The organism is Streptococcus mitis (assembly GCF_000722695.1).
GTDB lineage: Bacteria > Bacillota > Bacilli > Lactobacillales > Streptococcaceae > Streptococcus > Streptococcus mitis_O.
In genome coordinates this window covers 585,928-600,447 of the sequence record NZ_JPFU01000013.1, presented here as the reverse complement: position 1 = coordinate 600,447, position 14,520 = coordinate 585,928, and the positions used below count along the sequence as shown (strand labels likewise).

General features: G+C 43.3%; 13 protein-coding genes. 8 read left to right on the top strand and 5 right to left on the bottom strand.

The annotated features are described in order from the left end of the window. The first annotated feature begins 4 nt into the window (after window positions 1-4). From pnp to SK629_RS08090, 7 genes are all read left to right on the top strand, one after another. Window positions 5-2,218, top strand: a complete 2,214-nt coding sequence (gene pnp / locus SK629_RS08120) for a polyribonucleotide nucleotidyltransferase (protein WP_042901389.1) — start codon at window positions 5-7, stop codon at window positions 2,216-2,218. A 15-nt stretch (window positions 2,219-2,233) separates the two neighbouring features. Further along, window positions 2,234-2,851: a serine O-acetyltransferase gene (gene cysE, locus SK629_RS08115; RefSeq protein WP_000539976.1), complete on the top strand. Its 618-nt coding sequence runs from the start codon at window positions 2,234-2,236 to the stop codon at window positions 2,849-2,851. 11 nt (window positions 2,852-2,862) lie between these two features. Continuing rightward, entirely contained in the window at window positions 2,863-3,747 is an 885-nt protein-coding gene (locus SK629_RS08110) for a GNAT family N-acetyltransferase (protein ID WP_042901387.1), read from the top strand. An 82-nt stretch (window positions 3,748-3,829) separates the two neighbouring features. Then, complete coding sequence (gene cysS / locus SK629_RS08105) at window positions 3,830-5,173, top strand: cysteine--tRNA ligase (RefSeq protein ID WP_042901594.1); 1,344 nt, start codon at window positions 3,830-3,832, stop codon at window positions 5,171-5,173. Beyond that, window positions 5,166-5,552 (top strand): Mini-ribonuclease 3, encoded by a 387-nt coding sequence (locus tag SK629_RS08100; protein ID WP_042901386.1) that lies wholly within the window; start codon window positions 5,166-5,168, stop codon window positions 5,550-5,552. The genes cysS and SK629_RS08100 overlap by 8 nt, the downstream gene beginning before the upstream one ends. Before the next feature lie 3 nt (window positions 5,553-5,555). Beyond that, a complete protein-coding gene (locus tag SK629_RS08095) occupies window positions 5,556-6,425 on the top strand; it encodes a helix-turn-helix domain-containing protein (RefSeq protein WP_042901385.1) in 870 nt (289 codons plus the stop codon). 112 nt (window positions 6,426-6,537) lie between these two features. Continuing rightward, a complete protein-coding gene (locus tag SK629_RS08090; protein ID WP_042901384.1) occupies window positions 6,538-7,668 on the top strand; it encodes an ABC transporter ATP-binding protein in 1,131 nt (376 codons plus the stop codon). Between the two features lie 95 nt (window positions 7,669-7,763). Here the strand turns inward: SK629_RS08090 and SK629_RS08085 are convergent, their stop codons facing one another. The 5 genes from SK629_RS08085 to SK629_RS08065 form a co-directional block, all read right to left on the bottom strand. Beyond that, the gene (locus SK629_RS08085; RefSeq protein WP_042901383.1) at window positions 7,764-8,954 is read right to left on the bottom strand and encodes a ferric reductase-like transmembrane domain-containing protein; all 1,191 of its coding nucleotides are present in this window, start codon (window positions 8,952-8,954) and stop codon (window positions 7,764-7,766) included. A 142-nt stretch (window positions 8,955-9,096) separates the two neighbouring features. After that, window positions 9,097-9,756: an amino acid ABC transporter permease gene (locus SK629_RS08080; protein ID WP_042901382.1), complete on the bottom strand. Its 660-nt coding sequence runs from the start codon at window positions 9,754-9,756 to the stop codon at window positions 9,097-9,099. Between the two features lie 9 nt (window positions 9,757-9,765). Further along, complete coding sequence (locus tag SK629_RS08075) at window positions 9,766-10,443, bottom strand: amino acid ABC transporter permease (RefSeq protein ID WP_000131137.1); 678 nt, start codon at window positions 10,441-10,443, stop codon at window positions 9,766-9,768. Between the two features lie 12 nt (window positions 10,444-10,455). Beyond that, entirely contained in the window at window positions 10,456-11,250 is a 795-nt protein-coding gene (locus SK629_RS08070) for a transporter substrate-binding domain-containing protein (RefSeq protein ID WP_080710264.1), read from the bottom strand. 10 nt (window positions 11,251-11,260) lie between these two features. Then, window positions 11,261-12,019 carry an amino acid ABC transporter ATP-binding protein gene (locus SK629_RS08065; RefSeq protein WP_042901381.1) on the bottom strand — a complete coding sequence of 253 codons (759 nt, stop codon included), beginning with the start codon at window positions 12,017-12,019 and terminating at the stop codon, window positions 11,261-11,263. Between the two features lie 176 nt (window positions 12,020-12,195). Here SK629_RS08065 and recJ point away from each other — a divergent pair, with 176 nt between their 5' ends. Then, complete coding sequence (gene recJ / locus SK629_RS08060; RefSeq protein WP_042901380.1) at window positions 12,196-14,415, top strand: single-stranded-DNA-specific exonuclease RecJ; 2,220 nt, start codon at window positions 12,196-12,198, stop codon at window positions 14,413-14,415. Window positions 14,416-14,520 lie beyond the last annotated feature (105 nt).

Genomic DNA, 14,520 nt, shown 5'->3' with positions numbered 1-14,520 from the left:
TAAAATGACAAAACAAGTGTTTCAAACGACTTTTGCGGGTCGTGAGTTAATTGTAGAGACTGGTCAGGTTGCCAAGCAAGCAAACGGCTCTGTTGTCGTGCGTTACGGTGAGTCAACTGTCTTGACTGCAGCCGTTATGTCTAAGAAAATGGCAACTGGGGATTTCTTCCCTCTTCAAGTCAACTACGAAGAAAAAATGTATGCGGCTGGGAAGTTTCCTGGTGGCTTTATGAAACGTGAAGGACGTCCTTCAACAGATGCGACTTTGACAGCGCGTTTGATTGACCGTCCAATCCGTCCTATGTTTGCGGAAGGTTTCCGTAATGAAGTGCAAGTGATTAACACAGTACTTTCTTATGATGAAAATGCCTCTGCACCTATGGCAGCTATGTTTGGTTCTTCTTTAGCGCTTTCTATCTCAGATATTCCATTTGACGGACCAATCGCTGGGGTACAGGTTGGCTATGTGGATGGTCAAATCATCATCAACCCTACGCAAGAACAAGCAGAACAATCTCTCCTTGAATTGACAGTAGCTGGTACCAAACATGCCATCAACATGGTAGAGTCTGGTGCTAAAGAATTGTCAGAAGAAATCATGTTGGAAGCTCTCCTTAAAGGGCACGAAGCAGTTAAAGAATTGATTGCCTTCCAAGAAGAAATCGTTGCTGCAGTTGGTAAGGAAAAAGCAGAAGTGGAATTGCTTCATGTGGATGCTGACTTGCAGGCTGAAATCATCGCAGCCTACAACAGCGACCTCCAAAAAGCGGTCCAAGTAGAAGAAAAATTGGCTCGTGAAGCTGCAACTCAAGCAGTTAAGGACCAAGTTACTGCCGTTTACGAAGAAAAATATACAGACCACGAAGAATTTGACCGCATCATGCGTGATGTGGCTGAAATCTTGGAACAAATGGAACACGCTGAAGTGCGCCGCTTGATTACAGAAGATAAGGTGCGTCCTGACGGTCGTAAGGTCGATGAAATCCGTCCTTTGGATGCGGTTGTTGACTTCCTTCCTCGTGTGCACGGTTCAGGTCTCTTCACTCGTGGACAAACTCAGGCTCTTTCAGTCTTGACCTTGGCTCCGATGGGTGAAACTCAAATCATCGATGGTTTGGACCCAGAGTACAAGAAACGCTTTATGCACCACTATAACTTCCCTCAATACTCTGTAGGGGAAACTGGACGCTACGGTGCGCCTGGTCGTCGTGAAATTGGTCACGGTGCTCTTGGTGAGCGTGCTCTTGCTCAAGTCTTGCCAAGCTTGGAAGAATTCCCATATGCGATCCGCTTGGTAGCAGAAGTCTTGGAATCAAATGGTTCTTCATCTCAGGCGTCTATCTGTGCGGGAACTCTTGCTCTTATGGCTGGTGGTGTGCCAATCAAGGCACCAGTAGCTGGTATTGCCATGGGACTTATCTCAGATGGGAATAACTACACAGTCTTGACAGATATCCAAGGTTTGGAAGACCACTTTGGAGACATGGACTTTAAGGTTGCAGGTACTCGTGACGGGATTACAGCCCTTCAAATGGATATTAAGATCCAAGGGATTACTGCAGAAATCTTGACTGAGGCTCTTGCTCAAGCCAAGAAAGCGCGTTTTGAAATCCTTGATGTGATTGAAGCTACCATTCCAGAAGTTCGTCCAGAATTGGCTCCAACTGCTCCGAAAATTGATACCATCAAGATTGATGTGGACAAGATTAAGATTGTCATCGGTAAGGGTGGAGAAACCATCGATAAGATTATCGCTGAAACAGGCGTTAAGATTGATATCGACGAAGAAGGAAATGTGTCTATCTACTCTAGCGACCAAGATGCTATTAACCGTGCCAAAGAAATCATTGCTGGTTTGGTTCGTGAAGCGAAAGTGGATGAAGTTTATCATGCTAAGGTTGTTCGTATCGAGAAATTTGGTGCTTTTGTCAACCTCTTTGACAAGACAGATGCTCTTGTTCATATCTCTGAGATGGCTTGGACGCGTACCAATAATGTCGAAGACTTGGTAGCCATCGGAGACGAAGTCGATGTTAAGGTTATCAAGATTGATGAAAAAGGACGTGTGGATGCTTCTATGAAGGCTCTTCTTCCTCGTCCACCAAAACCTGAACGTGATGAAAAGGGTGAGAAGTCTGAGCGTCCTCACCGTCCACGTCATCACAAGGACCACAAACCTAAGAAAGAATTTACAGAAATACAAAAAGATTCAGAATAAGAAAAGGAGAAATGTATGGGATGGTGGCGCGAAACCATTGATATCGTAAAAGAAAATGATCCAGCGGCCCGCACCACTTTGGAGGTTTTGCTGACTTATCCAGGTGTCAAGGCCTTGGCGGCCCACCGTCTCTCCCATTTTCTCTGGAAGCATGGCTTCAAACTCCTGGCTCGTATGCACAGTCAGTTTTGGCGCTTTTGGACTCAGATTGAGATTCATCCAGGTGCTCAGATTGATTCAGGTGTTTTCATCGACCACGGCTCTGGTCTGGTGATTGGGGAGACAGCGATTGTTGAAAAAGGTGTTCTCCTTTATCACGGAGTGACTCTTGGGGGGACTGGTAAGGATGTTGGCAAACGCCATCCGACCGTTCGAAAGGGAGCTCTCATATCCGCTCATGCCCAAGTTATCGGTCCAGTGGAAATCGGTGAAAATGCCAAGGTCGGTGCAGCAGCAGTCGTTGTGGCAGACGTACCTAGTGATGTGACGGTTGTCGGTATTCCAGCTAAGATTGTTCGCCTTCATGGTAAGAAAGACGAGCCGGTCATTCACGAAGTCGAAGAAAAACGAGAGTACTACGTTAATAAACTCGAGCAGGCTAAAGAAGCCAGTCACAGATCGTCTGGGCTGTAGAGGATGTCTATATGATTCAAGCAAGAAACAAGTTAAGCCAAGAGGAGTTATCTGAGGCGAAAAAACTAATTAACTGTTGCCAAAACTATGACGGTACCTATCGTGATCCCTATCTCTCTAACATGCTTAATTTTGACCCAAACATGCCCGCCTTTTTCCTTTATTATGAAAAAGGCGAACTTGTTGGTCTCTTAACTGTCTATGCTGATGACCAAGATGTGGAAGTAGCGATCCTGGTCCACCCCAATCATCGTCGTCAAGGCATTGCGCGGGCTTTGTATGGAAGTTTTGAGAAAGAAACGGCATCTTATCCAATTGAGTCTGTGACTTTTCAGACAGAGCGTGTTTTTCTAGACCGTTATCCTGATTTTGTCAGCAACTGGGGATTGGTCGAAGACGAGGATACAGAAACCTGGTTAGGTAAGGATAGAAGACCTTATCCGTTAGAAAAGCTTTCCAATCTTGAAGTTTTGTTAGCAGATCGTTCCTATCAGGATCAAATTAGTCAGTTAAAATTTCAGGCATTTTCAGAGGAACATGAATCTAGAGAAGTTGTGGATAGATATGTCGCTGAAGCTCTGAAGGATCCAGAAAGTCGCCTATATATTTTGTTAAAAAACGGTCATGTTATTGGAACTTGCACGGTTGATTTATCGACTAATACGAATTACTTCTACGGTTTAGCAATATCAGAACTTGAACGTGGAAAAGGCTATGGAAGCTACTTGGCAAAATCTCTTGTCAACCAACTAATTGAGCAAAATGATAAGGAATTTCAGATTGCAGTGGAAGATAGCAATGTAGGTGCCAAACATTTGTATGAAAAAATTGGCTTTGTCAAACAGACCCAGGTGGTTTATCTGAATGAGAAAGGAGCAAGGGATTCCGAAGTCTAGAGACATTCGGACTGAAATTCAATTGAACTATCAGTGATGAGACTAACTGTTCTTGGATTTTGGATTTCCTGACTATTATTTTATGATTAAAATCTATGACACCATGTCTCGTGATTTGCGAGAATTTGTCCCAATTGAGGACGGTAAGGTTAAGATGTATGTCTGTGGACCAACGGTGTACAACTATATTCACGTGGGGAATGCCCGTTCAACGGTGGCCTTTGATACCATTCGTCGTTATTTTGAATACCGTGGCTACGAGGTTGCCTATATTTCCAATTTCACGGATGTGGATGATAAGATTATCAACCGTGCTAAGGAAGAAGGGATCACGCCTCAGGAGGTTGCGGACAAGTACATTGCTGCCTTTCGTGAGGACGTGACGGCTTTGGGCGTCAAGCCTGCGACTCGCCATCCGCGTGTGGTAGAGTTTATGGCTGACATTATCCATTTTGTGGAAGACTTGATCGAGAAAGGTTTTGCTTACGAGAGTCAAGGGGATGTCTACTTCCGTGTAGAAAAATCCCACAACTATGCCAAATTAGCCAATAAAACCTTGGAAGATTTGGAGCTAGGTGCATCAGGTCGTACTGATGAAGAAACAGCTCGCAAGGAAAATCCTGTAGACTTTGCACTATGGAAAGCTGCTAAACCTGGCGAGATTTCTTGGGACAGTCCTTGGGGACCTGGTCGTCCAGGCTGGCATATCGAGTGTTCGGTCATGTCGACAGAGATTTTGGGAGATACCATTGATATCCACGGTGGTGGAGCCGATCTCGAGTTTCCTCACCATACCAATGAAATTGCCCAGTCAGAAGCCAAAACAGGCAAGACTTTTGCCAATTACTGGATGCACAATGGTTTTGTCAATATCGATAATGTCAAGATGTCCAAGTCCTTGGGCAACTTTATAACCGTACACGATGCCCTCAAAACTCTTGACGGGCAAGTACTTCGATTCTTCTTTGCGACTCAGCATTACCGTAAACCAATCAACTTTACGGAAAAAGCAGTGCGAGACGCTGAGACAAATCTCAAGTATCTCAAAAATACTTACGAGCAACCATTTTCTGGGACTGTAGATATTCAAGAGTTACAGGCCTTTAAAGATAAGTTTGTGGCTGCAATGGATGAAGATTTTAACTCTGCTAATGGTATTACAGTTGTCTTTGAAATGGCCAAGTGGATTAACTCTGGCAACTATGATGCAAGTGTTAAGCAGGCTCTTGCGAATATGTTAGAAGTCTTTGGAATTGTCTTTGTTGAGGAGGTTTTGGATGCAGAGATTGAAGACCTGATCCAAAAACGCCAAGAAGCGCGTGCCAATCGTGACTTTGCTACAGCGGACCAAATCCGTGACCAATTGGCTGCTCAAGGAATTAAGCTCCTTGACACCAAGGATGGAGTGAGGTGGACACGTGATTGATGTCAATCTCATTAACGGGATTGCGCTAGCCTTTGAGGGGGATGCGGTGTATTCTATGTATATTCGCCGTCACCTCATTCTTAAAGGCATGACCAAACCCAATAAACTCCACCAAGAGGCGACCAAGTATGTGTCAGCCAAGGCTCAGGCACACTTGATTTCCCTTATGTTGGAGGAGCAAGTCCTGACGGAAAAAGAAGAAGAAATCTATAAACGTGGCCGCAATACCAATAGCCACACAAAGGCTAAAAATGCCGGTGTGGTGACTTATCGCATGTCCACAGGTTTTGAAGCAGTCATGGGCTATCTCCATATGACTGAAAATCTGGAACGTCTTGAGAGCTTGATTTCGTGGTGCATCCAAAAAGTGGAGGGCTAGGACATGATGGCAAAAGAACTACAAGACTGGTTTCCTGAAGCTCAGATTTCAAACCAACCAGTAAAGAGAGAGGGCTATCTCACTTTCCCTTTAGCTTCTCAGCAGTGGATTTTGCTGGAGGAAGCTGGACTTAGCGAGCGTGAAAAGCAGTTGGTTGCTCTTTTGACTCAGCAAGAGCAGGCTCGTTCGCTCAATCCTTGGTATTCTTATCTGATTGAGGGCAAGGGACAGGCACCGAAAACTTTTAAAAAGATTCAGTTGGTTTATTGCCATCTTTCCTATTTTCAGCAGGAAAATCTAGCTTCTTGGCTAGATATGATGCGGACTCTTTTTCCCAACTGTCAGACAGTGCTTCAAGTTGGAGCTCAGGACTATGTTTTCGTGCTTCAACAAGACAAATACACCTCTGTACGAGCTATCTTAAGTGATACGATTGAAGCGGTTGAGTATGACTTTGGATTGCGTCTGTCTATCATGTTAGGCCAGGTTTGGTCTCAGGCTGGACATCAAGCCCTATCAGACTTAATCAAAGCGGAGCGAGATTTGTTTAAGATCTGGTGGCGTCAGGGTCACCAAGGAGTTCACACTTTTTCGCAACTCTATCTCTGGAGTCTTGGGGAAGGGCTTGTGGACTTGAAGACAATCAAGGACTGCCTGCACCAGATGATTTTGGATCAAGACCAGATTCAGGAAATCATTCTCTCTCTTTGGGAAAATAGTGCTGTTCTCACTAAAACAGCCCAGCAACTCTATCTGCACCGCAATTCTCTCCAATACAAGATTGATAAATGGGAAGAATTGACAGGCCTGCAGTTGAAGGAATTGACCGACCTGACCTTGTGTTATCAGTTGATTTTACCAGATATTCTCTAAAGTTTTGTGCAAGTTGCACAGAACTTTTTTATTTTTTTGGTCACCTTGCCATAGAAAAGTAAAGCGTTTTCATATATAATAAAACTATCAAAAGACAAAAGGAGTTCACCTCATGGTAGAATTAAATCTTAAAAATATTTACAAAAAATATCCAAACAGCGAACACTATTCAGTTGAAGATTTCAACTTGAACATCAAAGACAAAGAGTTCATCGTTTTCGTAGGACCTTCAGGATGTGGTAAATCAACTACTCTCCGTATGATTGCAGGTCTTGAAGACATCACAGAAGGTACTGCTTCTATCGATGGCGTGGTTGTCAATGATGTGGCTCCAAAAGACCGTGATATCGCCATGGTATTCCAAAACTACGCTCTTTACCCACACATGACTGTTTATGACAACATGGCTTTCGGTTTGAAATTGCGTAAATACAGCAAGGAAGATATCGATAAACGTGTTCAAGAAGCAGCTGAAATCCTTGGATTGAAAGAATTCTTGGAACGTAAACCAGCTGACCTTTCAGGTGGTCAACGTCAACGTGTTGCCATGGGTCGTGCGATTGTCCGTGATGCAAAAGTGTTCTTGATGGACGAACCTTTGTCAAACTTGGATGCTAAACTTCGTGTATCAATGCGTGCTGAAATCGCTAAAATCCACCGTCGTATCGGGGCTACAACTATCTACGTAACTCACGACCAAACAGAAGCGATGACACTTGCAGACCGTATCGTTATCATGTCAGCAACTAAGAACCCTGCTGGTACAGGTACTATTGGACGTGTAGAACAAATCGGTTCTCCTCAAGAAGTTTACAAAAACCCAGTTAACAAATTCGTTGCAGGATTTATCGGAAGCCCAGCAATGAACTTCATCAACGTGAAATTGGTTGGTAGCGAAATTGTTTCAGACGGTTTCCGCTTGAAAGTTCCAGAAGGTGCTTTGAAAGTTCTTCGTGAAAAAGGCTATGAAGGTAAAGAATTGATCTTCGGTATCCGTCCAGAAGACGTGAATGCAGAGGAAGCATTCCTTGAAACATTCCCAGAATCAGTTGTAAAAGCTACTATCTCTGTATCAGAATTGCTTGGTTCAGAATCTCACCTTTACTGCCAAGTTGGTAAAGACGAATTTGTTGCTAAAGTTGATGCTCGTGACTACTTGCAAACAGGCGCAACAGTTGAACTTGGATTTGACTTGAACAAAGCCCACTTCTTCGATGTAGAAACTGAAAGAACAGTTTACTAAGATAAATGAAACTCAAAACACTGTTAGAAATCTGGCAGTGTTTTTTGCGGTTGTGTAGAAAAAACTCCTGGGAAATTCCAGGAGAGTATGAGTGCTTATTTGAACTTGAATCCTTCGTAAATAAGCTCTGCTTTTGGATTTTGTTTCTTGATCTGTTTGGCAAGTGACTTCATCATAGAAAGAGGACCACACATATAGATGCTTGCATGTTCAGGCATTTCTTCTTGCTCAAAATTAAGATAGCCATCTTTCCTACTGTCTACTAGATGGAGTTTAAAATTAGGGTTTTTCTGAGCATAGTTACGGAGCAAATCTAGGTAGACTGCATTTTCTTCTCCATGGAAGCTATAGTAGAAGTGAACCTGTTTATCTAAAATAGGATGTTCACGGATGTAAGAGATAAAGGGGGTAATCCCAATGCCTCCAGCAATCCAAACCTGATTTTCTCGTCCTTCTTCTATGATCATGTGTCCGTAAGCTCTGTCTAGGGTTACTTTGCTACCGACTTGAAGATTGTCATAGATATTCTTGGTATGGTCGCCTGAATTTTTGACAGTAAAGTAAATAGTTTGGTCGTGACCTCCTGAGATGGAAAAGGGATGCGGAGCACTTTCAAAACCTTCTTGGAAAATCTTTAGAAAGGCGAATTGACCTGATTGATAGTTGAAAGGTCTGCTAAGATGGATTTGAATTTCTCTAGTATCGTGATTTAAGCGTTTGAGATTGGTAATTTTCCCTAGATAGGGAAAGGAAATCTTTTGATAAAGGAAGATGATGTAAAAACCAGCTAGTAAGCCTAAAAGGGCATAGCTACCAACAAGAAAACTTAGAAGATTAAATGTGAGGAGGCGATTGCCCATCATCATGTAGACGTGAAAGAGTCCAAAAATATAGGCCAGGTAAACCAGGCGGTGAATCCAGCGCCAAGCTTCGTATTGGATGTATTTGCCTAAATAGGCGACAAGGATGATACTGACAAAGATATAGAGAGCAAGATTGCCAAACTGAGCGGCTAAGCGAGAGCCCCACAAACCGCCCATACTAAAGTTATGAAAGATGAGTAGGATAATGGAGAGAAAGGCTGTGAATTTGTGGACAGTATAGACCTTCTCCAAACCGTGAAACCAGTTTTCTAGTAGTGGGAGACGAGTGGCTAGGATAAAGGTCAGAGATAGGCTTGTTAAAGCTAGTCCTGGAATCATGAATTGGGGAGAAGTGCTCATCCAAGTCAAAATAGTCAAGACAAAACTAGCTATGATAAAAAGTATTCCTTTGAGTGATTTCATAGAAAATTCCATTTCATTAAGATTTTGATTTGTTGTAAATAAATTTGTTACATTTTATCATAGAAAAAGTATGGTGTCAAATTGAGATCTATAAATGTTTACTATCATAAAAAACTCTCCAATTGAACTGGAGAGTGGCTGTTTATTCTGCGGCTTGTTGCCAACGTTTTGCTAGCATATGTGACAGGCTAGAGATTGCTAGGTTAAAGCTGAAGTAGATGAGGGCAATCAGGATATAAAGACTGAAGACCTGCTCTGGTTCGAAATAACGGCCCATGAGAATTTGGCTGGCTCCAAAGAGTTCTTGTAGGGCGATAACAGAGTAGAGAAGACTGGTATCCTTAATCACGGTTACAAACTGAGAAATGATGGCTGGTAACATTTTGCGGATTGCTTGTGGGAGAATGATGTGATAGAGGATTTGCGCAGAGGTAAATCCTTGCGACATTCCTGCTTCGTACTGGCCCTTGTCCACAGCATTGAGGCCACCTCGGATAATCTCAGCCAAGGCTGCTGAGGTAAAGAGGGTAAAGGCTGTAATACCAGCTGGAGTGGATTTCATCTTGAAAACTAAAAAGATAGTAAAGATCCAGAGAAGGTTGGGAACGTTGCGCACAAACTCGATGTAAATGCTGGAGATGATACGCAAGACAGGATTTTTCCCATTTTTCATGACAGCTAGAACCGTACCGATAAGGGTAGAGAGGATGATGGCAATCAGAGAAATATAGAGGGTCAAGCCAAATCCTTTAAAGATAAAGATTAGGTTATCTGGGGTCAAAACTTCTAAAATGGATTCCATAGTAACCTCCTAAAGCGAATAGGCTTTTTTGTTGGCTTGCTCCATTTTGCGACCAAACTGGGCAACAGGGAAGCAAAGAGAGAAGTAGAGCAGGGCAGCGCCTAAAAAGGCTGGAATGTAGTTTCCGTTAAGAGCCGACCAAGACTTGGTCACAAACATCAAGTCTACTCCAGAAATGATAGCGACTGTAGAGGTGTTTTTGATGAGGTTGACGATTTGGTTGGTCAAAGGAGGGAGAATGATACGAAAGGCCTGAGGCAAGATAATCAAGCGCATGGCACTGATATAGGTAAATCCTTGTGACAGGGCAGCCTCCATTTGACCGCTAGGAATAGACTGAATCCCTGAGCGAATAACCTCGGCGATATAGGCGCCGTGATAGAGACCCACGCAGAGGACAGCCGTCCAATAAATCGGAATCATGATGATATGGTCACTGATAAGAGGTAGGCCATAAAAAACGATAACAAACTGCACCAAGAGGGGAGTGTTTTGGTAAAACTCCACAAATATGCGAGCCAAAATTCTCAATATCGGACGTTTACTGGTTGACATGGCTCCGAAGAAGATGCCTAAAACCATGGCGAGGATAAAGGATCCGATAGCTAGGGCAAGAGTGAAGAGGAAACCATTGAAAAATTGTCCAAAATCCTGAAAATAGGCTGTCCAAGATGATAAATCTGTCATGGGGTGTCCTCCTTATTCTGCGGAATGGCTAGATGGTTTGAGCTTGTAACGGTCATAAAGTTTTTGCAAACTGCCATCCTTGCTCCATTTGGTGACCAAGTTATCAAGATAGTTGTTGAGCTCTGTATTTGATTTCTTGGTAACGATACCGTAGTCAGATGGCTTGAAACTATCATCTAGTAGTACTGTGCGTTTGCTGATGTAGCCAGACAGAATCGAGCGGTCAACGGAAAAGGCATCGATACGATGAGCATGCAGGGAAGTAATCAATTCTGGGTAGGAACCAAGTTCGACGAATTTAAACTTCAGACCTTTCTTTTTACCCAGTTCAGTAATCAGGCGTTGGGTGATAGAACCTTGGGCGACTCCGATGGTTTTGCCGTTTAGGTCCTCAATCTTTTTGATTTTGGCAGATTTATTGACCAAAAAGCCAGAAGCGTCCGTGTAGTAGGGACTGGTAAAGTTGTAGAGTTTTTTGCGTTCGTCTGTGATGGTGAAGGTCGCGATATCCATATCGACCTGTTCATTGTCTAGAAGGGGTCCGCGAGTTTGCGCTGTAACTGGCACATAACGAACCTTGACCTTGAGCTCATCAGCTACCATCTTGGCCAAGTCCGTTTCGATACCAGAATAGGTCCCTGTCTTGGGATCCTTGTAGCCAAAATTGGGAACGTCTTGTTTGACACCGACAACTAGCTCGCCTCTCTTTTGAATATCTGCGACAGTGGTATCAGCCTGAACTGGTTTTGCAGCAGCAAGGCTGAAAAGGCTAATCAATAATGCGGATAAAAAGAATTTCTTTTTCATAGGCGCCTCCTTATTTGACTTTGTCACTTTCATGGTTGATGATTTTGCTGAGGAATTGTTGGGCACGTGGTTCGCTTGGATTCTCAAAAAAGTCATCGACATCTGTCGTATCCACCAAAACTTCTCCGTCAGCCATAAAGATGATGCGGTCCGCAACTTCACGGGCAAAGCCCATTTCATGGGTCACGACAATCATATTCATACCCTCGTGAGCCAATTTTTGCATAACAGCCAGAACGTCGCCGATAGTTTCAGGGTCAAGGGCAGATGTTGGCTCATCAAAAAGGAGGAGTTCAGGATGCATGGCAAGACCACGAGCGATGGCAATTCGTTGTTTTTGTCCACCAGATAGCATGGCTGGATAAGAATCTTTTTTGTCCCACATATTTACAAATTCCAGATATTTTTGGGCCGTTTTTTCAGCTTCTTTTTTATCAATTCCTAGAACTTTTATGGGTGCAAGTGTTACGTTTTCTAACACTGTTTTGTGTGGATAGAGGTTGAAATGCTGGAAAACCATACCGACTTCCTTGCGAAGCGGTACTAAATCTTTCTGGCTGGCACCAGCAACTTGGTGACCATTTACTAGAAGACTTCCCTTGTCGACAGCCTCCAAACCATTGATGGTGCGGATAAGAGTAGATTTACCAGAACCAGAGGGTCCAAGGAGGACAACGACTTGTCCTTTTTCAAAACGGAGATTGATGTCGCGGAGTGCGTGGTAGTCTCCGTAATATTTTTCGACGTGTTCAAATTCTACTAAAGCCATAAGGAATCTCCTTTGTGTTAGATTTTATAACACGATTCTACACCAAAAGAATGGCCTTGTCAAATCATATCTGAAAAAATTCACTAAAATTTTATAAAAAAGCAATCTGGATAGAGAAAACGTCTAAATCATGTTATAATGAAGCAATAGAATTCTTAGAAAGAGTGGATGTCTTTTTGATAACACCTACTTATGAATGGCAGTTTGCCCCGCAGGTTGAAGATGCGGATTTTACAAAGATAGCCAAGAAGGCTGGACTGGGTCCTGAAGTGGCTCGGCTATTATTTGAGAGAGGGATTCAGGATGAAGAAAGTCTGAAGAAGTTTTTAGAACCTTCCTTGGAGGATTTGCATGATCCTTATCTGCTCCATGATATGGACAAGGCAGTGGCTCGTATTCGTCAGGCCATTGAAGAAGGGGAAAATATTCTCATCTATGGAGACTATGATGCGGATGGCATGACTTCGGCTTCTATTGTGAAGGAAAGTTTGGAACAGCTTGGCGCCGAGTGTCGGGTTTACCTACCCAATCGCTTTACCGATGGCTATGGTCCCAATGCCAGTGTTTATAAATACTTTATCGAGCAAGAAGGGATTTCCTTGATTGTGACGGTGGATAATGGGGTTGCTGGTCATGAAGCCATTGAAATGGCCCAGTCTATGGGAGTGGATGTCATTGTGACCGACCACCATTCCATGCCTGAAACCCTGCCAGATGCTTACGCCATCATCCATCCTGAACATCCAGATGCAGACTATCCTTTCAAATATTTGGCTGGTTGCGGAGTGGCTTTCAAGTTAGCTTGTGCCCTTTTAGAGGAAATCCAAGTGGAACTGCTTGATTTGGTTGCTATCGGTACCATTGCTGATATGGTTAGTTTGACAGATGAGAACCGTATCTTGGTTCAGTATGGTCTGGAAATGTTGGGGCATACTCAGCGTATTGGTCTGCAAGAAATGCTAGACATGGCTGGGATTGCTGCCAACGAAGTAACAGAAGAAACGGTTGGTTTCCAGATTGCTCCTCGTTTAAATGCCTTGGGGCGCTTGGACGATCCCAACCCAGCTATTGATTTGCTGACTGGGTTTGATGATGAGGAAGCGCATGAGATTGCCCTTATGATTCATCAGAAAAACGAAGAGCGTAAGGAAATTGTCCAGTCTATCTATGAAGAAGCCAAGACCATGGTGGATCCTGAGAAGAAGGTCCAGGTCTTGGCTAAGGAAGGCTGGAATCCTGGGGTTCTAGGAATCGTGGCTGGTCGTTTGTTAGAAGAACTAGGACAGACAGTCATCGTTCTTAATATAGAAGGTGGTCGTGCCAAGGGAAGTGCTCGTAGCGTGGAAGCGGTCGATATTTTTGAAGCCCTAGATCCCCATCGAGACCTCTTCATCGCCTTTGGTGGTCATGCTGGTGCAGCAGGTATGACGCTGGAAGTTGAGAAACTTTCAGATTTATCTCAGGTCTTGGAAGATTATGTCCGTGAAAAAGGTGCAGATGCCGCTGGCAAGAATAAGTTAAATCTAGATGAAGAGCTGGATTTGGAGACTTTGAGTCTTGAAACAGTCAAGAACTTTGAGCGCTTGGCACCTTTTGGTATGGACAATCAGAAACCTATCTTTTATATAAAGGATTTTCAGGTCGAAAGTGCTCGTACTATGGGGGCAGGCAATGCCCATCTCAAACTGAAAATCTCTAAGGGTGAAGCGAATTTTGAAGTGGTAGCCTTTGGCCAAGGTAGATGGGCAACAGAATATGCTCAAACCAAGAATCTAGAGCTGGCAGTCAAATTGTCTGTCAATCAATGGAATGGTCAAACTGCCCTGCAGTTGATGATGGTGGATGCGCGTGTGGAGGGTGTTCAACTTTTTAACATCCGCGGGAAGAATGCAGTCTTGCCAGAAGGAGTTCCAGTCTTGGATTTTGCTGGAGAATTACCGAGTCTAGTAAATAGTGAAGCTGTTGTCGTAAAAACCATTCCTGAAGATATTACTCAGCTGAAGACCATTTTTCAGGAACAGAATTTCTCTGCCGTTTATTTCAAAAATGATATTGATAAGGCCTACTATCTGACAGGCTATGGGACTAGAGAGCAGTTTGCTAAATTGTACAAGACCATCTACCAGTTCCCAGAGTTTGATATTCGCTACAAGCTGAAAGATTTGACTGCTTATCTCAATATTCAACAAATCTTGCTGGTCAAGATGATTCAAGTGTTTGAAGAACTAAGCTTTGTGACCATCAAAGATGGGGTCATGACAGTCAATAAAGAAGCGCCAAAGCGGGAGATAGGAGACAGTCAAATTTACCAAAATCTCAAACAAACCGTCAAAGACCAAGAAATGATGGCGCTGGGTACCGTGCAAGAAATTTATGACTTTTTGATGGAGAAATAGTAGCAGATTGGAAAGAGTTGGGCAACCAGCTCTTTTTTGAAAACAAATCTTCATTTTGAAAATCATCAAAAAAATGGTATAATGGTAGGAAAAGATTCGGCTAAA